This window comes from Paenibacillus sp. PL91 (assembly GCF_012935325.2).
Classification (GTDB): Bacteria; Bacillota; Bacilli; order Paenibacillales; family Paenibacillaceae; genus Pristimantibacillus.
In genome coordinates, this window is record NZ_JABBYG020000036.1 from 1 (window position 1) to 24,764 (window position 24,764).

Annotated in this window: 23 protein-coding genes and 3 pseudogenes; 17 read left to right on the top strand and 9 right to left on the bottom strand. The window is 42.1% G+C overall.

Annotated elements, in window-relative coordinates; all coding sequences use genetic code 11:
* Positions 1–98: 98 nt before the first annotated feature.
* Positions 99–542: an IS110 family transposase gene (locus tag HI950_RS36575; RefSeq protein WP_262985757.1), complete on the bottom strand. Its 444-nt coding sequence runs from the start codon at positions 540–542 to the stop codon at positions 99–101.
* 298 nt (positions 543–840) lie between these two features.
* On the opposite strand from HI950_RS36575, the gene HI950_RS34190 reads away from it, so the two are divergent.
* On the top strand, positions 841–1,356 hold the full coding sequence (locus tag HI950_RS34190) for an NUDIX domain-containing protein (RefSeq protein WP_169091331.1): 516 nt from the start codon (positions 841–843) through the stop codon (positions 1,354–1,356).
* 145 nt (positions 1,357–1,501) lie between these two features.
* On the opposite strand, the gene HI950_RS34195 is transcribed toward HI950_RS34190, so the two are convergent.
* Positions 1,502–2,899 carry an MFS transporter gene (locus HI950_RS34195; RefSeq protein WP_191297224.1) on the bottom strand — a complete coding sequence of 466 codons (1,398 nt, stop codon included), beginning with the start codon at positions 2,897–2,899 and terminating at the stop codon, positions 1,502–1,504.
* A gap of 153 nt (positions 2,900–3,052) precedes the next feature.
* On the opposite strand from HI950_RS34195, the gene HI950_RS34200 reads away from it, so the two are divergent.
* The 11 genes from HI950_RS34200 to HI950_RS34250 all read left to right on the top strand — a co-directional run bounded on the left by HI950_RS34200 (position 3,053) and on the right by HI950_RS34250 (position 10,924).
* Complete coding sequence (locus HI950_RS34200; RefSeq protein WP_223285673.1) at positions 3,053–3,721, top strand: TetR/AcrR family transcriptional regulator; 669 nt, start codon at positions 3,053–3,055, stop codon at positions 3,719–3,721.
* A 273-nt stretch (positions 3,722–3,994) separates the two neighbouring features.
* Positions 3,995–4,297 (top strand): hypothetical protein, encoded by a 303-nt coding sequence (locus tag HI950_RS34205; RefSeq protein WP_187768217.1) that lies wholly within the window; start codon positions 3,995–3,997, stop codon positions 4,295–4,297.
* A gap of 105 nt (positions 4,298–4,402) precedes the next feature.
* Positions 4,403–4,756 carry a hypothetical protein gene (locus tag HI950_RS34210; RefSeq protein WP_169091336.1) on the top strand — a complete coding sequence of 118 codons (354 nt, stop codon included), beginning with the start codon at positions 4,403–4,405 and terminating at the stop codon, positions 4,754–4,756.
* Positions 4,757–4,850: 94 nt separating this feature from the next.
* A complete protein-coding gene (locus HI950_RS34215) occupies positions 4,851–5,147 on the top strand; it encodes a hypothetical protein (RefSeq protein ID WP_169091338.1) in 297 nt (98 codons plus the stop codon).
* Positions 5,148–5,583: 436 nt separating this feature from the next.
* Entirely contained in the window at positions 5,584–6,009 is a 426-nt protein-coding gene (locus HI950_RS34220; RefSeq protein ID WP_223285674.1) for a MarR family winged helix-turn-helix transcriptional regulator, read from the top strand.
* A gap of 330 nt (positions 6,010–6,339) precedes the next feature.
* On the top strand, positions 6,340–6,858 hold the full coding sequence (locus tag HI950_RS34225; protein ID WP_223285675.1) for an SDR family oxidoreductase: 519 nt from the start codon (positions 6,340–6,342) through the stop codon (positions 6,856–6,858).
* Positions 6,859–6,886: 28 nt separating this feature from the next.
* Positions 6,887–7,531, top strand: coding sequence for an SDR family oxidoreductase (locus HI950_RS34230; RefSeq protein ID WP_169091342.1), 645 nt, complete (start codon positions 6,887–6,889; stop codon positions 7,529–7,531).
* 483 nt (positions 7,532–8,014) lie between these two features.
* A complete protein-coding gene (locus HI950_RS34235; protein WP_169091344.1) occupies positions 8,015–8,380 on the top strand; it encodes a nuclear transport factor 2 family protein in 366 nt (121 codons plus the stop codon).
* A gap of 128 nt (positions 8,381–8,508) precedes the next feature.
* Positions 8,509–9,531, top strand: coding sequence for an NADH:flavin oxidoreductase/NADH oxidase (locus HI950_RS34240; RefSeq protein ID WP_169091346.1), 1,023 nt, complete (start codon positions 8,509–8,511; stop codon positions 9,529–9,531).
* Positions 9,532–10,019: 488 nt separating this feature from the next.
* On the top strand, positions 10,020–10,298 hold the full coding sequence (locus HI950_RS34245) for a hypothetical protein (RefSeq protein ID WP_169091348.1): 279 nt from the start codon (positions 10,020–10,022) through the stop codon (positions 10,296–10,298).
* Positions 10,299–10,456: 158 nt separating this feature from the next.
* A complete protein-coding gene (locus HI950_RS34250; RefSeq protein ID WP_169091350.1) occupies positions 10,457–10,924 on the top strand; it encodes an AAA family ATPase in 468 nt (155 codons plus the stop codon).
* Positions 10,925–11,167: 243 nt separating this feature from the next.
* On the opposite strand, the gene HI950_RS34255 is transcribed toward HI950_RS34250, so the two are convergent.
* Complete coding sequence (locus HI950_RS34255; RefSeq protein ID WP_169091352.1) at positions 11,168–12,406, bottom strand: RNA polymerase sigma factor; 1,239 nt, start codon at positions 12,404–12,406, stop codon at positions 11,168–11,170.
* A 465-nt stretch (positions 12,407–12,871) separates the two neighbouring features.
* Here HI950_RS34255 and HI950_RS34260 point away from each other — a divergent pair, with 465 nt between their 5' ends.
* Together HI950_RS34260 and HI950_RS34265 are read left to right on the top strand one after the other, a co-directional pair.
* Positions 12,872–13,126, top strand: coding sequence for a transposase (locus HI950_RS34260; RefSeq protein WP_169091354.1), 255 nt, complete (start codon positions 12,872–12,874; stop codon positions 13,124–13,126).
* Between the two features lie 83 nt (positions 13,127–13,209).
* Positions 13,210–13,830 carry an IS3 family transposase gene (locus HI950_RS34265; protein WP_169091356.1) on the top strand — a complete coding sequence of 207 codons (621 nt, stop codon included), beginning with the start codon at positions 13,210–13,212 and terminating at the stop codon, positions 13,828–13,830.
* A 307-nt stretch (positions 13,831–14,137) separates the two neighbouring features.
* On the opposite strand, the pseudogene dgoD reads toward HI950_RS34265, so the two are convergent.
* Positions 14,138–15,177 (bottom strand): annotated as a pseudogene (dgoD, locus tag HI950_RS34270) (galactonate dehydratase); the annotation flags it as partial.
* Positions 15,178–15,188: 11 nt separating this feature from the next.
* Between dgoD and HI950_RS34275 the strand changes: the two are divergent.
* On the top strand, positions 15,189–15,575 hold the full coding sequence (locus HI950_RS34275) for a FadR/GntR family transcriptional regulator (protein ID WP_169091372.1): 387 nt from the start codon (positions 15,189–15,191) through the stop codon (positions 15,573–15,575).
* A 115-nt stretch (positions 15,576–15,690) separates the two neighbouring features.
* Here the strand turns inward: HI950_RS34275 and HI950_RS34280 are convergent, their stop codons facing one another.
* From HI950_RS34280 to HI950_RS34290, 3 genes are read right to left on the bottom strand one after another with little or no spacing between them, the layout of a single operon-like run.
* Entirely contained in the window at positions 15,691–16,779 is a 1,089-nt protein-coding gene (locus tag HI950_RS34280; RefSeq protein ID WP_169091358.1) for a GerAB/ArcD/ProY family transporter, read from the bottom strand.
* Positions 16,776–17,951, bottom strand: a complete 1,176-nt coding sequence (locus HI950_RS34285; RefSeq protein WP_169091360.1) for a Ger(x)C family spore germination protein — start codon at positions 17,949–17,951, stop codon at positions 16,776–16,778. The genes HI950_RS34280 and HI950_RS34285 overlap by 4 nt, the downstream gene beginning before the upstream one ends.
* A complete protein-coding gene (locus HI950_RS34290; protein WP_169091362.1) occupies positions 17,951–19,510 on the bottom strand; it encodes a spore germination protein in 1,560 nt (519 codons plus the stop codon). Before HI950_RS34290 ends, HI950_RS34285 begins: the two co-directional genes overlap by 1 nt.
* A gap of 254 nt (positions 19,511–19,764) precedes the next feature.
* Between HI950_RS34290 and HI950_RS34295 the strand changes: the two genes are divergently transcribed.
* Positions 19,765–20,514, top strand: a complete 750-nt coding sequence (locus tag HI950_RS34295; protein ID WP_169091364.1) for a class I SAM-dependent methyltransferase — start codon at positions 19,765–19,767, stop codon at positions 20,512–20,514.
* Between the two features lie 317 nt (positions 20,515–20,831).
* On the opposite strand, the pseudogene HI950_RS34300 reads toward HI950_RS34295, so the two are convergent.
* Together HI950_RS34300 and HI950_RS34305 are read right to left on the bottom strand one after the other, a co-directional pair.
* A pseudogene (locus tag HI950_RS34300) lies at positions 20,832–22,081 on the bottom strand (IS110 family RNA-guided transposase).
* Between the two features lie 332 nt (positions 22,082–22,413).
* A complete protein-coding gene (locus tag HI950_RS34305; RefSeq protein ID WP_169091366.1) occupies positions 22,414–23,634 on the bottom strand; it encodes an epoxide hydrolase family protein in 1,221 nt (406 codons plus the stop codon).
* 617 nt (positions 23,635–24,251) lie between these two features.
* On the opposite strand from HI950_RS34305, the pseudogene HI950_RS34310 reads away from it, so the two are divergent.
* A pseudogene (locus HI950_RS34310) lies at positions 24,252–24,395 on the top strand (transposase); the annotation flags it as partial.
* Between the last annotated feature and the right edge of the window lie 369 nt (positions 24,396–24,764).

Genomic DNA, 24,764 nt, shown 5'->3' on the forward strand with positions numbered 1-24,764 from the left:
ATGGGAGGTGCGACAGACATTTGCTAATAAGAGCGCGTATGAATTTTGGAAGCAGGTAATTACACAATACAAAGAAACCAATTTTTATGATGAGCAGCTTATACAAGATGAAAAGTGGAATGGTCCTGTCTTTGTATTTGATTCAATAAAAGCTGAACTAATGGGGAACGATAGCTGAATAAAGAAAGATACCGCGGCAGTCGATCAAACGTTCGGCTGCCTTTTCCACGCTGACGGGCAGGATTGCGCAACAATGTGCATGAGTTAAAGTGTCCCTTATAGGGAATTCTTTCCAAGTAAAGGGGACTACGCTTGGACAGAAAGTACCACCTCGGGCTATGATAATGGCCTGTTGCCTCCATTACCATGCAAGGGCTCATCCCAGCAGCTGATTCCACTGCTCTAACATAATTAAGAAAAGACGATAATCCCTCTAGATCATGATTAAATCTAAAGATCTTCCTATGAGGTACTCCACGGTCTAAAAAAGCTTGTGCATGGCTCTCTCCTTTGGACACATCCAAACCAATGACTGGATTCATGACATCACTCCTGTAGTATTTTCACCGGCAACCCCTAACCTTCTTGTCTTCCACACTATCGTATGTGTTACGGGATCAAGTCCCAACCAGCCTAACCATGGTTGAACAAGTAGGGGGGATGAACAGAATAGCTCTCGGGATCTAAGTCCCACGGGCAGAAACGTTCGATCCCCGGCTACCACTATCTTACGACCATACAAAAAAGAGATCGACCAGAAAGATCTGGTGACCTCATAATACGAACGGGCAGGATAGTTTAGTCTCCATATGGAATATGTTGTGTTGGGGGAGGGGTTAAATGATTACTCTAAGGCAAATGTCAGTAGCTTTTCTCATTCATGACGATGAGTTGTTGATGATGGAGAAACCAAAAAACGCAAGTTTTGTTTCAGGTATGGTTGTACCTATTGGAGGGCACCTAGAGCAACATGAAATTAATAATCCGACTGAAGCATGTTTGAGGGAAGTTGAGGAAGAAACAGGGCTGACAACCGACGACCTTACAGGATTGGAACTTAGATACATAATCTTACGGATTAAAGAAACAGAAATAAGAATTCAATATGTATATTTTTCAAATGCAAAGCACATAGCTGTACGCGAGAGTGATGAAGGTAAGCTCTTATGGGTTAATATAGGCTTAGTTGATAAATTAAATGTAACTGCCACAACGAAATACATAATCGAGCATTATTCTAAGAATAAACATTCATCCGATATTTATGTGGGTACGATGAAATCAGTTGAAAGTGAGCCCGAAATAACCTGGGCATTACTAGAAGACTGGGAAAATTTCAAGGTCGCATTAAGCTAACGGGTAACTATAGCTTAACAAGAGTTAGTCCATCTGTCTTTCCGTTCGGGAGAATAGAAATAAGGACGATATTCCATTCAAGAAACGAATGGGAAATCGTCTTTTTTTGCAATCTCTATATTAAGCAGTTTTCAGGGCTTATTCTTTAACTGCGCTGCGTTTTGGGAGAAACGAGAAACGAGAATAGCACGACTACCAGGGAAGCTGCAATAAATATTGCTGAACCCATTATGGCTACAGAAGTAGCGTGAGCAAAGTTCTGCTTTAAAGGCAATGCTGCTGATCGGTTAGCTGCTTCAAAGACAGTAATAAGAACTGCTATACCCAACGAACTTCCTGTTTGATGGGCAACATTGATAAGACCAGAAGCAGCACCTGAATCACGTGAATCTACACCAGATAGTCCAATCGTTGTAAATGGAAGAAAGACCATTCCGGCGGCGATACCCATGACTGTTAACGGTAGAAAAATTTGCGGAAAAAATTGAGAATCTGTTGAGATTTGGCTCAGCCAGCTTGTACCCATTATTGCAATTATCAGTCCGACGACCAGCACCTTTAAATTTCCAAACCACGATATCAGCCATGGCATAAGATACATCATCCCAAATTGAACAGCTGTGAAAGGCAGAAATGCTAGCCCGGATTCAAAGGAAGTGAAACCAAGCACGTTCTGCAAAAATTGTGGTACGAAGAAAAATATAGAAAAATTGCCGCATACAACTAAGAATCTTCCGAGATAGGCACCCGATCGCTGGCGGCTAGCAAACAGACGCAGCGGTGTAATCGGTTGTTTCGCACGAGCCTCGATAAACACGAATGCCACTAACAATACAACTCCAATGATAAGTGAAAGTATTGTCTCCAATTTTCCCCATCCATTAGCTGCTGCCTGAACAAAACCATATACCAGTGCGGTTATTCCAAAAACGGAAGTCAATGCTCCCATTAAATCAAAATGCCCCGTGTTTTTCTCCGTTTCCGGCAAATAACGTGGAACCATGAAGAGCAGAGCAATTCCAATAGGGACGTTGAGAAACATTCCTACCCGCCAAGAAATTAGATCGGTCAGGATTCCGCCAAGAATGAGGCCGATACTGCCGCCTGCTCCTGCAACAGCACTGTATAACGCGATTGCTTTGGTGCGTTCCTTCGGTTCGACAAAGGTCACCGATAATAATGCGAGTGTGGAGGGGGTTGCAATCGCTGCAGCAAGGCCTTGCAACGCACGGGTAATGAACAAAAATTCAGCTGATTGTGCTATACCAACCAATATAGAGGCCAATGTAAACAAAGCAATCCCAACGCTAAACATTCTCCTTCGCCCCCATATATCCCCCGCCCGTGCACCAAGCAGCATGAGTCCGCCAAAAGCTAAAATATAGGCATTTTGCACCCAGCTTAAATGGGCTGTAGAGAGATTAAGGGTGCGGCCAATCTCAGGCAAAGCCGTTACCATGATGGAAGCATCGAATACAATCATAAGCTGGCATGCAATGATAATGGTTAACATGATTTGTTTAGACTTACTGATAATAATCATCCTTTCAACTGATGTTTAAGTTGTCGATAAGGATCATAGCATACAAATTTTCGAAAGTAAACATTTTATATCTATTTTGTCTATTTTGTTCTTATTGTGTTTTTATTGATGAATTACGTATAATGAGAAGAAGAGTTTGCAGGAGGTTATCCAATGAATATGATTCTTGAGAGCCAGCAGGATAAAGCAAGATATAAATTACTGAAAAAATTAATTTCATCTGTCATGAAGGATGGTTTCCAGCATTTGCGGATGGATGACATTGCCAAGAACATGGTCGTAAGTAGAGCTACCATGTACAAGTACTTTTCTTCAAAAGAAGAGGTGATTGAAGGAGTTGTAAGCATCTTTATAGATTATTTGGAAAAGATGGAAGAACGGACGAAGGAAGACGACGAAAAATGGTTCGGAGTCTGGTTTCAAAAATTATTTGAACAGTCAGTTAATCTTGTTGGCAAGATTACAGATGTTTTTTTAAAGGATCTTCAAGCGGTTTATCCCGATTTATACGATAATTTGAAAAGTACTTTGAATAAACGTGAAAAAATGACCTTAGAATTTTACCAGGACGGAAAAGAAAAAGGCATTTTTAATATGATAAATGAAAAATTTATTTTGCTTCAAGACGATATTTTGCTCAGAGAAATTATTGATATTAAGTACTTGCTCTATAACCAAATGTCCATTGAACAAGTTCTCTATGACTACTATCAGTTTAAAAAAATTCAGTTATTCAAAGCGGAAAAGCTGTCTATTGTTGACGATTTAAGTATTAAGCCGATCATAGAACATCTAGTGGAGAAATTTAACCGAACGCTGTAATACAAACAGAATATGGTCGAATTTTTTGGTACGGTCATTCCGATGAACTGATTCAATATTTGTTTGAAAACTCACCCCTATGGCGTAGGCGGGTAAAGAACGAGAGAATATAATGAACCTCATGTCATTACGCTAACGGGATACGATAGTTCAATAAAAACACGGAAGCAGCCGACCACAATGATCGGCTGCTTCATTACGCTAACGTGCAGGATAACTCAGTAATATCTTGAATTGTAAAGATATCAATATAATGCAGGGAATGATCTTAACATGGAGCAGTTAGATTTTCTAGATACACCATGGGAAACAGTAACTGAAGATATGGCTAATTCTTTTCAGAAGGAATTAATTAATGAATTGGGAGAGGCTCACATACTTTATAAGAAATCAGCAACTGCCTTGGCACATCGTATTGATAATGATGATGTTATCTTTTGGATCAATGAATTAGAAAAATATGCGATTGTCCATTTGACATGGTCCAAATACAATTCCTCAGGTTACCCTAGGACAGAGTTTTTTTCTCTGGAGGTTCTTAGGGTTCACTGCAAAACGGCATCGGATTTTTATTAAACTAACGGGAACTATAGCTCAATAAACTCACGTATAGACAACCGATCTGAAATGAAAGGTGATGCACAGTTATGGAATAATTATCATTCGATGGAGTGAAAATGGATGCACTCAGAATATATAGATCGAATAGTAAATTTGATCTTCAGTCAATTTGCGAATGAAGCAACAATATTGCAGCTTGTTGTCACAGAAGGATTAATAAATAATATACTCCCTGGGGAGTACCGTATTGAAACCATTTCTAGTGTTCTATATAACCCCCAGGATCCAATGTTCACCGTTATGCATGAAAACAAAAGAAATATGGGACAAATATCTTTCTGGGAACATAATCAGATCTTAGTTGAGGTTCTTAGATTTAATGAGGATCAATTATTGATGCGTCAGTCCTCAATATCTTCAACAGAAGAAATTGACGAGATAGTTTATGAATACTTTGCTAAGCTTAAAAGCTAGGAAATTTGCATTTTTTACGAAATGGCTTTGAGCTGATGGGAAACGATAGTTCAACCCTAGACCAATCATGTTTTTCTGAACAAGGAGGTCGATTATGGAAGCAATACGTTCAGTCAAAGCGCTCATTACATGGGAGAAGGATCCAAGCAAGTATCCCAGTAATATTTGGCTGCAGGATCTAATCGTGAACTACGGAGATCTTGAGGGTAAACAGTTTACCGGGGAAACTTGGACCGTTCCCGTTAGAATTACAGGTCTGATTGAAGGTACATGGGAAACATATGCGGATATACGATTTCTAGTCGATGAGGCGCCTTGGCAAGATCTAGTCAGTGGGTACACCTTTAGATTATGGGCTGGAAGAGAGGTTGCTACGGTCAAGGTTCTATAGTTGAATAAGAGGTTACGCTAACGCGGAACTTAGGCTGCCGAGAACGGCAGCCTCGTTGAGCTAACGGGCAGTTTACGTTAATTCGTCATTCGAAAGGAACTAGATAAAAAAGAAAGAAAAGAAAATTTTATGCTTAAAAGTCGTAGTTGCGGCTTCTTTTTGTTTTAATGATATACGTTCTTGTCAAAATCTATTCACAAGAACATATATCGTTAGCCGATTGAGGACGAGAACATATACGACTACACGAAGGATGCCACAACTGAATTTGTGGCACGCTGCAGATGTGATATGGCGCCCACGTTTAGATTGGTCGGATCGCGGCGACAACAGACGCCTACGCCTGAGAGATACGCTACGGCAAGTTTTGACCGTTTCGTATAAGCTTGATACAATGGACTAAGCTATGTTTCTATATAGATTGGGGGGGCTGAATTTGCAACTTGAAAAGGACCTTTTAGATACATGGTTATCCTTGTCACAGATCTATTCAAATATAACTGACAAGCTGGAACAGGCTTTAATGCAGGAATATGATTTATCTTTAAAGGAGTTTTATGTATTGAGTTTTATATCTAAATCTGAAGATAAAGAGCTACGATTACAGCAAGTTCAAGAGATGGTGGGTTTAAGTCAAAGTGCAACCTCAAGGCTTGTAGTAAGAATGGAAGCCAAAGACTGTGGTGCACTTGAGAGACATATATGTGAGGATGACCGACGAGGTATTTATACTCAAATTACGGAACTAGGAGAAATTAAATATCTGCATGCACTACAAACCTTCAATCGGGTTATAGAGTCTGAACTTGAAAAAGAAGGCTTAAAGTCTAAATTCCAAGCCATTGTCCGAGATATGTTCTAAAGGTTTTTTTTGATTTTTATTGAATGGCAGTTATTTTGAAAGGCGGTCCCAGATTGTAGGAGTGCCTTTTATTACCTTCATTTATCATTGGTGTTTTCGAATTTACTCAGCGAAATTTATATATATGTTGCACATGCATAATTTTTCGAAGATATGTTCTTGGTGAATGATAGCCAGTTGGTATGATAAAGTTAATATAATTGTCAGCTAGCTTACACCATGAGCATTTTCTGAATTTGAATTCTAAATCAATTGTTTTTGTATTACGGCTTGACAGCACATTTTTTTTGTCGTTAAATTATATGCATGCGCAAGTATATATTTGAGGTGATGTGCTACTATTACTTTAAACAAAAGAGGAGTTTTAAACATGTTAATTGCGCCGGCTACATGCTGTTCTCCATGTGGGATAATTTAGAAGAGTGGGAGAAGATGATCGATCTTAACATTAAAGGTACGTTGTATGGAATCGCAGCCGTATTGCCTTACATGAAAAAACAAAAACAAGGGCAAATTGTTAATGTTGGATCAATTGCAGGCCATGCAGTAGGAGAAGGCCATGGCGTCTATAGTGCAACGAAGTATGCCATGCGCGCTATAACGGAAAGTCTGCGTAAAGAAATGTCTGTTAAGCACAATATTCAAGCTGTATTGGTATCCCCTGGGGTAATCGCAACGAACTGGCAGAGTACAGTAACGGATCAGGATGTCAAAACGGTATTGGGGGATTTGGAAAAAGTCGCTATTGACGTGAAATACGTGGCTGAAACTATTGGTTTTGTTGTGAACAAACCGGCCAATGTCATGATCAATGACATCATTGTTGCCCCTACTGCCCAAGCATGGTGATATTCAAGTTGACGGGAGTAGTGATTATATGAAGGTTTTGGTAGTTGGATCCAATGGACAAGTTGGACAGCGCCTCATCCAACTTTTGAATGAAAACAATGATCACACAGTCCGTGCTATGGTTCGGAAACAAGAACAAGCCGAAGTCTACGAAAAACAGGGTATTGAAGCCGTTCTTGCAGACTTGGAGGGGACTGTAGACTCCATTGCAGAAGCCGCCAAGGGTTGCGATGTAATAGTGTTTGCAGCTGGCTCTGGTGGAAAAACAGGATATGATAAAACGTTGTTGATTGATCTTGATGGTGCCGGAAAAACAATTGAAGCGGCCGAAAAAGCAGGTATTGACCGTTTTATTATGGTCAGTGCAATTCAAGCCAATAACCGGGAGAACTGGCACGATAATATACTCCCTTACTATGCAGCGAAGCATTATGCAGATAGAGTACTGGAAAGCAGCGTCTTGAACTATACGATCATAAGACCTGGGATACTACTGAATGAAGCCGGTACAGGGAAAGTAGCTGCTGCGGAGAACATAGCCTACGGCAGTATCCCGCGTGACGATGTAGCCCTTGCCATTGTGGCGTCTTTAAATGAGAAGAACACCTATAGGCGGGCATTTGATCTGATATCTGGCGAAGATTCAGTTGCCGATGCATTGAAAAAAATCTGACTATACGATCATTTTTGCGTAATGAAGAAGGTGTATTGGCCGTGTTTTGGGTTATGCTCTTGTTTGTAGTGATTGGTTTGTTCGTGTTCGTAAGGCAGCTCTGGCCATTGCCATACCTTAAGCATGTAACTTATCAACATTTTTTGGAACAGAAAAATAACTTGAAGGCAATTAAAGTTATTGACATTAGAGATGCTAATGAGTTCCGGAATGAGTCTACGAACGATACGATAAATATTTCTTTAGGACGTCTGCAATATGTATGGCACAAGCATCTTTATCCTGAAGAGAATGTGTTCATCTTATCGAATGGCAAATTTTTTAAACCCAGGAAAGCCTCTCGAATATTACGAAAGCAAGGGTTTAAATTTCTTTATGTTATCCAAACGGATTGCCATTAAGTTGTATTGAATAATTGATTGACAAGATCAATTAACATGAATGCATGCACATGCAAACAATATTTCGGAGGAGAAATGAACAATGAGCAGAACAACAATGAAAGAATATGAAGCAATCGTCAATGCAATGAAAGGCTACATCGAAGGTAATCTTGCCGGCAAGGGTGAAGTGATGAAATCCACTTTCCATAAAGATGCCATTATGTATGGATACACGAATGACGGAAAACTCAGCGAGGGTTCTATTCAAAAGCTGTATGATCTGATTGACACGTTGGGACCAGCAAAAGATCTTCAATACAGAATGGATATTCTCGATGTTGCGGTTACGGTCGCTGTAGTGCGTATTATTTTGGAGGGTCCAGGAGTGGAATATGCCGATTACCACACTCTTCTTAAAGTAGACGGTGAATGGAAGGTAATCTCAAAAGTATTCCATCAATATTGATTTCCGGAAACAATAATAATAAAATAGTTCGAATTACGTCGCAAAAGCAGCTATGATCTTAGCTATTTTACTAAAGAATCGAATTTGGCGCATTTTTCACACCTAAATCAGAGAGGAGTCTTTCTCACATGAAAGATCTATATAATCCCTATACAATTAAATCATTGGAATTGAAGAATCGCGTTGTTATGTCGCCAATGTGCCAATACTCAGTTCAAAATAAGGATGGAATTGCCACGGATTGGCATTATATGCACTACGTTAGCCGTGCGGTAGGCGGAGCTGGCTTAATTATGATTGAAATGACAGATGTAGCGCCGGATGGCCGTATTTCAGACTTTGATCTGGGCTTGTGGTCTGATGAACAGATTCCTGCTCTCAAGCGGATTGTAGATGCTTGTCACAGTTACGGCGCTAAAGTGGGGATCCAGATCGCCCATGCCGGACGTAAAGCGGAAGATGCTGAAGTTCCTGTAGCACCTTCTGCCATTGCTTTTGATGAAAATTCAAAGAAGCCTCGAGCGCTTACAACGGAAGAGGTTAAAGGACTTGTCGAGAACTTCCGCGCAGCTGTAGCTCGTGCTGTCAAAGCTGGATTCGATACCATTGAAATTCATGGTGCACATGGCTATTTGATTCATCAATTTCATTCCCCTCTTACGAACAAACGGGAAGATGAATATGGAAAAGACCTTACCCTTTTTGGCCGGGAGATTATTCAAGCAGCAAAGGGTGAAATGCCCGAAGACATGCCGCTCTTGATGCGTATTTCCGCCAAAGAATACGTGGAAGGTGGATATGGCATTCAGGAAAGCATTTCTTTTGCTAAGGAATATCAAAATGCGGGAATAGACATGTTTGATATTTCATCCGGTGGCGAGGGACCTATAGCTGCATGGGGCAGACCAGGAACTCACGCAGCGTATCAAGTCCCCTTGGCAAAAGCTATCAAAGAAGCTCTGGATATTCCAGTGATGGCCGTTGGTAGACTCGATGATCCAATTTTGGCGAATGCCGTTATCGGAAATGAACAGGCCGATTTGGTTGCTGTGGGTAGAGGGATGCTTAGAAATCCTTATTGGGCACTGGAAGCCGCGTCAAAACTAAGAAAAGAAACTGTAATTCCTAAGCAGTATACTACAGGATTCTAAGAGTTACTGTATGCTATGTTGGTCATCGAGATTGAGAATGAAGGAGAAGCTTTGACAGCTCAAATGTTGATCAGTATATTGCTTCAGCTGTAATCAAGAGGCCATTAAAACATAAACGATGAAAAAGCTCCTGAAATTCAGGAGCTTTTTCATCACAAACAGGGAGATAATTGATTTAATAATTTTGTATAGTAGTTAAGAGCTCATAAAGGTATATGACACGTTATACAAAACAATGTCGGAAGACAAGAACTTGATCCCATTCCCGATAGAGAAATGATGCAGTACTATGTAGTCCATTCTAATACAAAAGTACTGCCGTAGTATTCATGAGTAAATTGTGATTAGAGAAAATAAAGCATTAGATAAAGATGCGTCATTAAGCTAACGGGCAGGTTAACGCAACAAACTAATGTAAACACAATCAACTTTATCGCTCTGTACTATGGTAATATATGTGCATCTCATTAAGTTCGGAGTGATTTCTGATGTTTGAAATTAAATATGAAATTTTTGAAGATGATATCCTTGAGCTTCGCGCAATTGACCTCCAGATTCATGAGGGTCCGTTAATTCGAACTGATAGAGAACTATTTATTAATGCCATAAAAGAAGAAATTATCAACGAGACAATACACTGGGGAGATTTTGAAAAAGAACTTATTTCAAAAACCAAGGAATTTATAAAAACATTACAAGAGCTAAATAAAAATATTATTACTTCAAATTGTTTTACCAAGATTAGATTATTTGCTCTAGAGCGTTAAACTAACGGAGAACGATAGTGCAATAACAACAGGCTGCAGTTCAATTCGGCAGCCTGTTCATCTAACGGGCAGGACAGCACAATGATTTCGCGAATACTTAAAAGAATAATTATTGTGAGCAGCATTCTTATATTGTTGCAGGTGAATTAGGAGGGAAAATGCTGAGAATACTGGTCACCGGAATGTCCGGAACTGGAAAGTCGACAGCCTTGGAGAAACTTGGTGAACGAGGTAACCGCGTTGTGGATACCGACAGCGACGTATGGAGCCATTGGGTACATTTTCCAGACGGCTCCACCGACTGGGTCTGGCGTGAAGAGGCAATTATTGAACTTCTGACCAATCACCAGGAAGGTAAACTCTTCGTTGCTGGTTGCAAGTCAAATCAGGGAAAGTTCTACCCATTCTTCGATCATGTGGTTTTGCTTAGCGCACCTGCCGATGTAATACTCGCGCGGATAGCCGACCGGGAGAACAACAACTACGGGAAAAACCCCGAAGAGCGAGAGCTTATCTTATGTCATCTCGCTGAAGTCGAACCCCTATTAAGGGCCACAGCAACTACTGAGGTTGACGCTTCTAGACCATTAGACGAGGTCGTTCTGCAACTCGAATTACTGGATTAAGTCGAGGCTGAGTAAAATGCTATTCAACTAAACGGGGGACGATAGTTGAACAATCAAGGAGTAGTTTGCTGCGGCAGCTGCTCCCTTTCTTTGTTAAGCTAACGGGCAGGATAGTTTAATGATTGGGGCTATAAGGCTGTACTAGATAGAACAATGTATAGTGTACTGTTGAGCTATGGGAGACCATAACAAAACCACCTTTTCGAAGGTGGTTTTGTTATGGTCAAATACTAGTATCAAAATTTAACATAGCCTAGATTTTAAATATTGCACCCACATCCCGTGCAGCTCAGCTTCCGATACTTGAAATGCGCCTTGAAAATCAGTGGCATCGCGTATGAATTTGTTGAGCGCATCTAAACTGTATGAATGGATGAGATATTCTACGATCAAGTGCGAGAATCCATATCCCCCTATCTTCTCGAAATCCCAGGTATCATTAGTTAATGTTTGAAAGCTAGGGACAGCGTTATTTTGAATCGCTTCGGAGGTGCTATACTGGATATATTCTTGTGACATTTGTTTGGCTTCATGCCCGCCGAGCCCGTGTGTAAGCCATTTCGGTGCCAACGGATTGATATCCTTCACTAACCACATCGTAAACAAGCTTATAGTGTGCCGTAGTACCGATTGATACGTATGTTCAGGGCCTGGGTTGAGTGGGGATACGATTTTAATTTTATTGTCTTCATAGGTTCCCATAAACCAATTGGGCGCATCCGGCTCGTTTATTGCTTGATGAAAAGTGGGCAGATCCGGATAGATCTCAATAGCGATTTTCTGAGAAGGTCGATGACGATAGGTTGTAATAATTCGATCTACATTGCTTTTCAACTCTTCAAATAAGTCATGGTATACCTTGTTCATACCATCATTCTTGGAGGGAGCCTCGCGTTTATCCACAATTGATATCAATTCTTTAATAGACATGATTGTAATGTCACCCCATTCTTTTAATTCTTTTTTTAGTTTGTTTAAGGCACGATAGAGTCTGTTCTTGACTGCGCTTTCAGGCATCCCGATGATTTTGGATATTTCCAATAGAGTGCAATCGACGAAAAAACGCAATGATATGATTTGCTGATCTAATTCATTCAATCGGGCTAATGCAGCACTAATATCAAGACGGATATCGACATCTCTAGCAATATCGAGGGATATCGATTGGGACTGAAAATCGATTACTTCGTGCACCATTTCTTTATTTCGTGATCTCGTACGATACTCGTTTTTCACAATATTTTGCGCGATTTTGAATAGCCAAGTAAATATACTGGAGTTACACTTAAACAAGTGAAAGTTTTCCATTGCTTTTAAAAAAGCTTGTTGCGTTAAGTCATCGGCAGTTGCCGAATTTGTCTTTACTGCAATATAATTTCGAATTCTATCTCGATATTGATTATAAATGGCTTCGAAATGCTGGATGTGCTCCTGCTCCTCCGGAAGAACAGGGATTTTCTTTTTGTCTTGAGCTCGTGACACCAGTAGTACCTCCTCCTGAACTTACAATTCATTAGACACCGAAGGGAGGTAAAAAGCCACATCATTTTAAAATAATTTTACTCGACGCCATTCCACTTTTTTTAACCCCCGAAAAAGCAAAGCGTAAAGGCAATCCAGCTATGTGGTATTAAGTGAGGATTACCAATGGAGAAAGAGATTCAGGAGCTTAAAAAACGTATTGGCTTTCTGGAAAAGCAAGTTCAGAACAAACAACTTCAGTCATCTAATATATTGAGGTTGAGCTTAACTTTTATAATAGTACTCGTGACTTTGCTCATCTTGATTGGAATCTTTCAATTTATAACCCCCCAACCAATTGAACTAACGGGACACGATAATTCAATAAAACAGCGGCAGCCAGGGACTTTATCTTCACGTCTGATATGCTCCCCTTACGGTAGACAGGTGAAATAATAAAACCTGCAACTGCAAGGGGAGCTTTTCATGTCTAGAGGAAAATATAGTGCGTTGGAGAAACTCACCATTCTCGAAGAAGTAACAAGTGCACAAATTGGGTTTATGGCTGCAGCGAAGAAATATGAGATTAATAAAACGACTCTGATGAAATGGCAGCGTCGTTACAAGCTCTCTGGTTATGAAGGGCTGGAGAGTCGTACACGTAACCGAAGCTATACGGCTGAACTCAAGCTTCAGGCAGTGAAAGATTACCTCCACGCTCAAGCTACTACAAGTGGCTAAATCGCAACCCAATTCCCGTGAACAGGAGAACGCGGCGTTGACGCATGTCATAATGACCATATATGAGAAAGTAGAGCGTATCTTTGGATATCAATCAATTAACGCTGCACATGCGCAACCAAACGAAAAAAACAATTAATCATAAGCGCGTATACCGCCTGATGAAGGTACAGGGAATCCAATCCGTTATCCGGAGGAAGAGAAAGAGATATGCAAACGCCACTCCGCAGCAGGTGGCGGAAAATGTGCTAAACCGCGAATTCCATGCCGATGCACCAAATGAAAAGTGGCTTACCGATGTAACGGAATTCAAGTACGGTCTTGGCCAAAAGGCGTATTTAAGCGCTATTTTGGACCTTCATGATAAATCCATCGTCTCCTATGTGTTAGGGCCTTCCAATAACAACCTACTTGTATTCCAGACGTTGAAACTGGCCTTGCAAGCAGCTCCAGGAAGCAGTCCCATGCTTCATAGCGATCGAGGCTACCAATACACCTCTTTGGTCTTCAAAAAGCTCCTGAACGAAAACAAATTGTCTCAGAGCATGTCTCGAGTTGGACGATGCATCGATAATGGTCCAATGGAATCTTTCTGGGGGACCCTAAAATGCGAGAAGTACTATTTACAAACGTACCATACCTTTGAGGAGCTCGAGTGGGACATCGAGGCCTATATCCACTTTTATAACAACGAACGATTATAAGCGAAATTAAATGGCCTCAGCCCGATGCAATACAGGACTGAGGCCGCTTAATTGATTTTATTTTTTGTACTGTCTACTTGACGGGGTGCAGTTCAGTCTAATGCTTTATTTTCCTTGAACATTTAGTCCTCATTATTATAATCCTTAGTAACTGCTCATTTACATCATGCATCCCAAGATTCAACACTGGTTTCATGTTTTTTTACTGTTTTTATAAAGTTTAAACTGCTAATTTGGTAAAATTAGTCCTTTATTTGCAATGAACTCAGAATCAAAGTCATTTTGCTTAACCCTGGGCTCTTCTGTTCTACCATTCGGCCACTGATCCGTCCTTATGTCTCCAAATCGGATTTCTCCACCGATGTGGGGATTCCGACGCCATTCTACGGACGTACTCCTCATTAACTGAATACCAAGTCCCGGGCCCTGTGGAATCTTCACATACCCATCCTCGTAGGAGAATACGCTAGGGTCCGTTACATAATCCAGTAGATCATTCCCTTGGTTATAATGAATCCCGAGGCTCTGTTCCTGGATGATTGCATTGTGAGCCGTAGCGTCAACTTGCAGACAGGCAGCAAGTGCAATAGGGCCTAGAGGGCAATGGGGGGCTACTGCAACATCATAAGCCTCCGCCATCGCGAAGATTTTCTTACACTCTGTAATGCCTCCTGCATGCGATAAATCTGGTTGAATTATATCCACGTAGCCATCTTCCAGTAATGATTTGAAATCCCAGCGTGAGAACATTCTTTCACCCGTCGCAATCGGTGTGCTAGTATGATTAGCAATATCTCGGAGTGCCTCATTATTTTCTGGAAGCACGGGTTCTTCTATAAACATCAGCCTATAAGGCTCTAATGCTTTGGCAAGTACCTTCGCCATTGGTTTATGAATACGACCGTGAAAATCTACACCGATGCCAAAGTCCGAACCGGTCGCAGTACGGATCGCTGCTATCCGTTCCACGACCTGATCCACCTTTTGATAGCTATCAATATATTGCATCTCTTCTGTAGCGTTCATCTTAATCGCTGTAATGCCTTCCTGTTGCTTTTCCAAAGCCGCTTTTCCAACATCACTCGGTCGATCCCCACCGATCCAGGAATAGACACGCATCGAATCCCGGCATGCCCCGCCAAGCAGCTGATAGATTGGAGCATCAAAATATTTTCCTTTAATATCCCACAACGCCTGATCAATCCCGGCGATCGCACTCATCAGTATTGATCCGCCACGGTACATCACTTGCCAATGATCTTCAATGCGAAGCGGATCTTTCCCGATTAACAGATCCATGAGCTCATCTACAGCCGCTTGCACCGTATGAGCTTTGCCTTCAATTACTCGTCAAATTACTGGAAGCAAGACTGCTCATTGAACCCAAACTGGCTGCCTTAAGTGCAGAGCATGCTACGCGCTCCCAAGTAAAGCAACTTCGTGCGCTGGCTGACTCTATGGTTAACCAGATGGAAGAAGGGGGCCCATTTTTAGATACCGATCTTTCCTTCCATTCTCTCATTGCAGAATCAGCACAACATCCTGTCCTATTACGAATGCTGGAGTCAATCTATCCACTTCTCTCCGAAGGTCGCAAGCAGACAAACACCTTGCCTCATATGCGTACCAAAGCATCCAATTATCACATCTTAATTGCGATCGCCATTGAGGAACGACACAGTGAGCAGGCAAGTCAACTCATGCATAGTCATATCTACGACATGATTGAAGCATTAAAGAAGTAACACTTGCCTTCAGATTCAAATCCTACTGCTATTTTCACAATAGCAGTATTGCCGTTCCCCGTTGTTCCCATCTTTCCTTATTACTTCCAGAATGAGAAAAGTCAGAGCGGAATTGCTATTGTAACCTGTTTTTTTTACGAATGGTACCAATAATCCACAATAATAAAGGAATTCCTATGAGATTTATAGGAAATATCACATCATGCCAAAAAGACTTCGCGAAACTCATAGTGTCGATAGTGTTTCGCGGCAGCAGTGAAATTACAAAAACAATAGGTGCTATCAACCAAATTGTATGTTTCCATTTCTTTATGTGGAATAATTGTGCGGTACCATAACTGGTTATGAATAAATAAAGGGATAGTTTAATAAAAATACCGATGATCCAAAGTAAGACAACCAAAACATCAACGTTCTGGATAAATTCCATTACAGAAAAATATGTCACAACGGAATAAAGGGGATAAATAAATTTAGACGGTAAATTCGGACCAAAGACCATAATCACTATCAATGTCATTGCCAAAACGGCGACTGAAGCGACAGTAACCCCTAATAAGGAAGAGATCATAGCTCGCTTTGGTTTAGACATAAAGGCTATTAACATGACTACCATAAAGGATTCTGCCAGGAAGGAGGCAGGTGTTAAGCTCCCTTTAACAAGGGGCAAAAATCCTGTGTTGGAATAAACCGGAAGTATTCTAAGCCAGTCCCAATCCTTCACGCTAAAAATAATGATGAGAATAATACCTACCATGCTGATAGGACCGATGATTTCGCTGCAACGACTGATACTTCTAAGACCTCCGGTATAGGTGACATATCCGATAGCACCTAACATAATAAGAATAATAATCCATAGTGGCGTCGAACTAAATAAGGAAATATAGACAAAATCCGCATATTCCCTTAAAATGACTCCAGTTACGGAAACCCACATTAAAAAGTAAGGAACTAGTATGATTCTTCCTAGCCACTTTCCGATAATCAGCTGACTGTATTGAATAAAGGTTTGCTCAGGGTAAAGGAGGCTTAATTTAACTGCAACATATGTAGTGAATAAGCATATCAGTGTTGCGAGGATCATTGAAATCCAAGCGTCTTGTTTGGCGAGAAAAACGGCGGGCGAGAGGGTAAAAATTGCCGTCATCCCAAATTCCATTGTGAAAATCAGCCAAAATAGCTGATATCCGGAGATTTTCATTTTTTAATCTCACTTTCCTCTAATTGGAGCGGTGGCCCGATTAAGCCAATATGTTTTAAACTTACATTTACATTGACCGTGACTTCTATGTCTGGAAAAATAGTATCCCACTGTCCTTTTAATTTGTTCCATTCCATTGGATGCTGACGATTCAAGGTTTGATTGAATCCAAATACATCGGTGCCAAATTGTTTTTGAACTTTAGTGACCATTTCAAGAACACGCTCGCTAGTTTTCTCGTTGATCTTATTCTGAACAAGTTTCAAATTTTTCTGCACGCTAAGGTCCAAATTCGTATTGTTCTCTCCTACATGTCCCACTCCAGTTAGTTCTATCTCCATCTTCACCTTTTTTTTTGGTGATATGCTGCTCTTTAGTTTGCTTCCAAACTTTGTAACAATGATACCAACATCCCCATCTGCTTCAGGAATATTTTCCGCTAAGTCAAAGTAAGATATTCCTTTGAGAATCCACTGCCGATAAGCACCTTCAACAAAATTTAAATAACCAACTAATTTATACTCGTGGTTAAAAATTGCACGACCATAAAATCGGATCGTTTTTTGTGGAGAGGCACCCTGTACGATGTCTACTACAGGCAAAGTCGGGCTGCTTCCTTCGGCACTTGAGGCCATCATAAAGTCGAGATATGATGTGCCCGTAGTACCTCCAACCGCTTTATGTATTTTGAGTGATGCGACGGAAGGAATTTTCTCCAGAGGGAAGGGCACTTGCAAAGCTTCCAAGCCTGTATTTCCCTTGACCACCCAAATGTCCAGTCGTATTCGATTTCCCGGATCTCGAGAAAACGCATCCAGCATATCTTTAATTCCATGTTTAGCCAGATCCTCTCCAATGTAATAATTGCGTCGATGACCGCGTGTTATGATTCGAGAAAGCTTTTGTCGCGCTTTTTGAATGGATTCAAGAGTACTTTTACCGCTACCCGTCTCAATAAAGTACGGTTTATCACCGGCTCCTCCTTTTGAGCTTTGTTCTGACCTGGAGGGAATAATAAATTGAGCGGCAGTTAAATACGTCCCATCCTTCTTAATATCAGCCGACGCGGCAAGGTCAAATGCTCTGTCCGTAAGTTCTTCACGATCCCAACAACCTGTCGTTAAAGCGATACAGAGTATCAAAAAAATGAAGGCTGTCGGGCGATATTTCATTATGCTTCGTCTCCTTGGTTCCCGCCTGGTTGTTGACCTTTGGGAATTCGTAATTTATTTCGGGTAGAACCGGATAACGGTATCGTATTCATACTCCACCTTGGCGCGCGGATTAAAACATCCTTTAATTCCGATTTTGTCAGTGGAGCTATTGGACTTAAATAGGGGACTCCAAATGACTCAAGATTCGTAAGGTGAACGAGAAGGATTAAAGAAGCCATAGTAACTCCGTATAATCCGAACATCCCTGAACAAATGAGCATTGGAAAACGGAGCATTCGAAATGCCATTCCCATACTGTATCTTGGGCTGATGAGAGAAGCGATTCCTGTGAGGGAAACAACGATGACCATCGGAGCCGATACGATCCCTGCTTGTACGGCGGATTGGCCAATAACTAGAGCCCCAACGATACTGACTGCTGAACCAGCCGGCCTCGGCATCCGTATTCCCGCCTCGCGTAGGCCCTCAAATAAAAATTCCATCAAAATTGCTTCAATGACCGCCGGAAAGGGAACCCCTTCACGAGCAGAAGTAATGCTGAGCAAAAAATTAGTGGGTAACAATTGTGGATGAAACGTCGTGATTGCCACATAAATAGAAGGTAAGAATAGTGAAGTTATAATCAATATCATTCGCAACCAACGAATAAGGGTAGCGTATAAAAATCGCTCATAATAATCATCAGCCGACTGAAATGCGCTCCATAAGGAACAGGGGACGATCAGTACAAAAGGTGTGCCATCGATGAAAACCGCTACTTTTCTCTCTGCAAGGCTTGAGGCAACAATATCCGGGCGTTCGGTGTTCTGCACTTGTGGGAATAATGTGAACGGGTGATCTTCTATGAACTCCTCAATATAATTGCCGCCAAGAACGGTATCAATTTGAATTTGACTGATTCGTTTTCGAACTTCTTCGATGATCGAATCTTTTGCGATGCCTTCAATGTAGGCGATGACAATAGTGGTTTTCGAAAGATTGCCGACGGTCATGGACTCCATTTTAAGTTTAGTGCTTTGAATTTTCCTGCGAACTAGGCTTGTATTCACAGATATGTTTTCTGTAAAGCCCTCTCTTGGACCCCGAAGAGTAGTCTCACCTGAGGGCTCTTCAACAGCTCGCTGCTCGAAGCCTTTCAATTCAGCGATAACTGCATTGTTTACTCCATCCGGTAGAATAACTACATTAGCGGATAAAATACTTTGTACAACATCACCCATTGTCTCCGTTGTTTTTGTTTTTGCGATGGAAACCAGCTGTTGTTCTAACATCAAATCTACTGCGTTTAACTCCCCCATTCCGGGACGAGGAGTTTCTAACATCCAAGGTTTAAGCAAAATGTTATCTAATGCCTTGGTATCCACCAAACCATCCAAATAAACCAATAAAACATTGATTTGTCCGAAAATCTGTATACGCCGAAAGACAATATCATAACAATTTTCAAAAAGATTTCTGATAATGAGTTCATTCTGCTCTAAAGATTTGCTTATCGGGTCATTTAGTTCTTTTTCAGGAGATGTAAGGTTAGAACTTGAATTTTGTGCAGTAGCCATGGCATTCCATCTCCTTTAGAACGTTTACGACAAAAATCAACTGGTGATTATTAGTAATATTTTTATCATTTCTCAATCAACTTTGGACTATGCATATTTTGGAAGGAAGAGTTTGGCATCCCACCAACTCCCAACTGCTACCGACCTATTACTCCGGATCCCTAATGAGTATGTGTAGTTATTGCCATTAAGATACGCAGTTTTGTGCTAATATAGTAATTATTGGGAAATGCAAGCCCTGAATAAAGACATTTATGACCTATACAACAAGAGATGCTGATGAATCCTGGATTTCTCTAATCCAAAAAAATGTTGAAGTCTTGGGTAGACAAATTGTTGATATCGGTTGCGGCGGAGGCATTTACACAAAATCCTTTTTAAGTATGGATGCATCAGACGTTACAGGCGTAGACTTTTCTGAGGAAATGTTAAAAGGTGCTTCACAGAACTGTGTGGATTGCGATAACGTTTTGTTTGTGCTGGGTGATGCTTATGATACGAAGCTTCCTGATAGTAAATACGATCTTATTTTGGAGAGAGCTTTAATTCACCATCTAGTTGACTTGAATAGGTGTTTCAAGGAAGCACATCGCATTTTGAAGAACAACGGTGTTTTAATAGTTCAAGATAGGACACCAAAAGATTGCTTAATGCCAGGAAACGAAAGCCATCTTAGAGGTTACTTTTTTGAGAAGTATCCTAAGTTAGTTGATAAAGAAATAAATTGCCGACATGAATCTTTTAACGTACGAAATGCACTCGAATCGAATGGATTTAGACTGCTTAGTGAAAATCAGATATGGGAAACTAGACATAAATACAATGACATTGAATCATTACACCAAGACCTTCAAGAAAGAACAGGTCGTTCAATTTTGCACGAGTTAACGGATATTGAACTTAATGAACTAGTATTTTACATTGAAAGTAAAGTGGGCGGAACCCATCTTCCGATAATTGAAAAAAACTCTTGGACGGTGTGGTTTGCTATCAGAATAAGTTAACCTCCCTCGGTACGATATAGTTTTCTCACGAATGCTCGCTTATTCGCAGGATCTCGCCCGGTTGGTAAAGGATGAAAGACAAGAAGGGGAACTCCGCGTTAGACTTCGGCATCATGAAGGCGTACTTGAATAGAGGGGGAGTAATGCTACCCCAGATAATTCCATTGACTGCACGCATTCTCCACGCCGCCCTTGGAGGCTTTCACTCCCATGTCTCAACGGGTCGGTGCCCTTTGGTTTAATGCATCCGGTACTCCGTGCTTTCTTTGAAATCCTGCGAATAAGCCAATCTACGTGCAACGAAACGGGTTGTATGGTTAGGCTTCAACTACTTGCAAGAGCGGTAACGTTTTATGTGGTATGTAGGCTTTACCGCTGCGAGCCATCCCGACTAATATTCTGGCCAATTTACCGCATAGTTTCATAATGGACCTCATTTTCTTCATCTTCTTGACCTGTACATTGTATGCGTGCATTGCTTGATACTCCGAATTATTCATGACCAAACTCATAGTGGTCATGAAGAGGAAGCGCCGTAGGCGGGATCGTCCGCGTTTACTAATCTTCATTTGCCCGGTCCATTTGCCATAACTCGCTTCTGCGAGGTTGAATCCGGCATGGAGCAGCAAAGCATTTCCGTGAACAAATCCGCTTAAATCCCCAGCCTCACCCAAAATACCAGCTAATGAAATGACACTAATCCCCTTAATCGCGAGGATGGATTTTGCAAAGGGAATGCGTTCTAATACGGTTGAAATCTCCTTCTCCACAACCTCCAGTTGTCCGCAAGCAAGGTCATACTCGGCGAGCAATTGTTTCACTGAGATCCTACAGAATGGTTGGCCATCTCGATGAGTGCTTTTGCTTTTCCAGCACCGCAGTGCCGTTTCATGATGGTTTTCCATCCCTGAATTAGGTTCTGGGGCTGCAGCTTACTGAGCTCCGCTGGAGTAGGGAAGAGGCGAAGCGTTGCCAGGGAACCGATACATGTGATGTCCTTGAATACGTGACGTAGTTCAGGGAAAACAACGTCAACCCAGCGGTGGATCTGGTTTTTGGCACTAACAAGTCGTTTGACGACGAAGTCTCGGTTAGAGAGAAGCACACGTAGATCCTCGAAGGCTTCGGGAGTCGTACGTGTTAGCGAGTAGTAACCGTTCTTGACCATGTCGGCGATAACGAGTGCATCCTTCCGGTCACTCTTTGAGGGCGTATTGTCGCGATTCTCTTTGTTCTTTTTCACGAAATGCGGATTCACTAAAACGACTTCAAAATGGTGTTCTGTGAGCCACTGAGATATGTTGAGCCAGTAGTGCCCGGTTGGTTCCATCCCGACGATGGCTGCGCTCAAACTATGGGTGGTTTGCAGCTTTTGAATCCATAGCAAAAGATAGTGAAACCCTTCCTCGTCATTAGAAAAGGATAGGTAGTCTCCGATGATGATGCCATGGAAATTTACAGCGCGCGCTACATGCATCTGCTGGGCGATGTCGATCCCGACAACTAAATGCTGAGCAGTAATTTTTTCAATGAGTTGATTTTGTCTCGCTTGCGATTTAAACTTCATAGTAGAGCGTCCTCCTGGATGATGGGATTTAAAGGGCTATGACCCGTTGCGTACTCCCATCGTACCGAGGCGCTCGTTTTTATGCAAAGCGGAAATTTAACGCTCTACAGGAATGCTAACGGGCAGGATAGTTTAATTCACTTCGCGAATACCTCAAATATGGAAGCTTCGCTAAGTCGAGGCGCTCGTTTTATTTCAAACTCCGAAATAATCGCTATACAGGAATGCTAACGGGCAAATTATGATAGATCAATCACAACAGCCTGCCGGTAATATCCGACAGACTGTTGTGACGACGATCACCCGTGTGAGTGTTTTCCACCTGACTCCGATTAGCGTAGCGACTTGAATGCAGCGCGGAGTTCTGCAGTGAAAAGCTCAGGCTGTTCCCAGGCCGCGAAGTGTCCACCCTTGGGAAGCCTGTTGTAGTGGATAAGATTCGGGTATGCCTTCTTTGACCAACTCTTTGGTGCTTCATAGAGCTCATCCGGAAAGACGCTTACGGCAACCGGGAGGGTTACGCCTTTGACGTCGAAGAAGGAGATCTTGCTTTCCTGTCTCTCCCAATAGAGACGAGACGCAGAAATCGCTGTGTTCGTCAACCAGTAGAGCGTGATGTTGTCGAGCACATCGTCTCTAGAAAGTCCTCCGGGTTGTCCGGCAAAGGCTTTTGAGATCAGGTCCAGGCTCTTCGCGTCATGGTCAATCATAAAGGCTGCCAAACCGACAGGCGAATCCGCCAGTCCGGTCAGCGTCTGCGGACGCGTCCCCATCAAGAAGGCGTAACCGCTGTGTTTGTAGAAGAAGTCCAGCTGTTTGACCGCGCGTTTCTCTTCGGCTGAGAGACCGGAGGGCAGCGGATTGCCGGACTGGATCGCCTTATCAATATTGGGCGGAATCACGCCAGGCATGTTGGTGTGAATGCCGACCAGTCCCGGAGGCTTCTGTACAGCCATCAAATCCGTGACAACCGCACCCCAGTCGCCGCCTTGCGCCACATACTTCTTGTATCCAAGGCGCTTCATCAGCTCTATCCAGGCACGTGCGATGCGGACGGGGTCCCAACCTGTCGTAGTCGGCTTGCCTGAAAACCCGTAGCCGGGCAGTGACGGAATCACAAGATGGAAAGCGTCCGATACCTTCCCGCCATATGCCGTGGGATTGGTTAGCGGCCCGATAATCTTCATCAACTCGATGATCGAGCCGGGCCATCCGTGTGTGACAATAAGCGGCAAAGCATCTTTATGCTTCGATCGAATATGAATGAAATGAATGTCCAGACCATCGATCTCGGTGATGAAATGCGGCAGGGCGTTTAACTTCGCCTCGATCTTGCGCCAATCGTAATCTGTCGCCCAATAGCGCGCGAGTTCCTGAATCGTCGCGAGCTGCACGCCTTGCGATTGATCCGAGACCGTTTCCTTCTCAGGCCATTTTGTCGCGAGTATGCGCCTGCGCAATTCGGTAAGTTCCGCTTCCGGAACATTCACATGAAACGGACCCCGAATGGCGTTCTTGTCTGTAGGTTGTTGTATGGTACTTGTTTGTGCCATTTTAATCTCCTTTTGATTAGTTTTGGATTTTTTGAATATGTGAGTGACCGAGCCATCTAGAGTAGCGGTGTGAACCCCACGCGGAGTTCTTAGCCGCAAAGTGTCCACCTTTGTCAGGCTTGTTGTAGTGGATAAAATTCGGTTACGCCTTTGCGTAAGGCCTCCGGGGTGTCCGGCAAAGGGCTGAGATTAGCTCCGGACTACGCGCGTCATGGTGGAATAAAAAAAGTGTTGGACAGCTATGGTTACAAGCTCTAAATGAAAGAATATCTTGAACAGCCTATTGACACCATATTCAAGCTTCGGGCCATTCGTACCACGGTTCGCCTGTGGCATTTCGGAGAAGCAGATTCGGTTCTTCGCTAAACTACCATGAAAATTAACTTCGGGTACTTGGAAAAAAGACAATGCTGAAGAAGACGCAGATCATTCACTTTTTAAAAAGGTGCAGCGCCTAGAATATTGGTGATCCGTAGATCAGGAGACTTCTGAAATCGTAACGGTATAGCCTAAGGTTTCAAGTCTTCGAACCGAATTCCGTACAATAGCTCCTTGTTTTTGCTTATCAAAATAATCTTCGCCTAAGTCTACGTACATTTCTTTTCTTGCCTTTGCTAGTAGATCCTAGCGTATTTTCATCTGGGAAGTTCACGGCGACCACAAATCGCATTACGAACCGCGGCTCCAAGCAACTAAGACATAGCCTGTATCTTGCGGTCTTATGCGGGCTGAAAAATTCCCGGAACATAAAGCTGGACGAAATTATTAGTTTATTAGGTAAGCCTGAGCAGAAGATAGATGAACCTGTTCTTCAGTATGTTTATTACTTGGGGGGAGCTGGTTTAGGGGTCGATGACAGTTTACTTAAACTGCAGCAATTCGATCAATATGGAAAACTAGAGAGTCATGAGGTAACCCATGATTAGCAGCTCAATTTGGCTTCGCTAAGCTAACGGGGAACGTTAGTTGAACAAATAAGGGGCAGTTTGCTTGAACTGTAACCCGAAAGACGGGCACTTTTTCTAAAGTGTCTATCTTTCGGGTTACAGTTCACTAAGTGGCAGTCCGTTATGCATCCGAAGTATCGTCTGAAACACTCCTATAGAGGCAACCCATATCGTTTATTATAG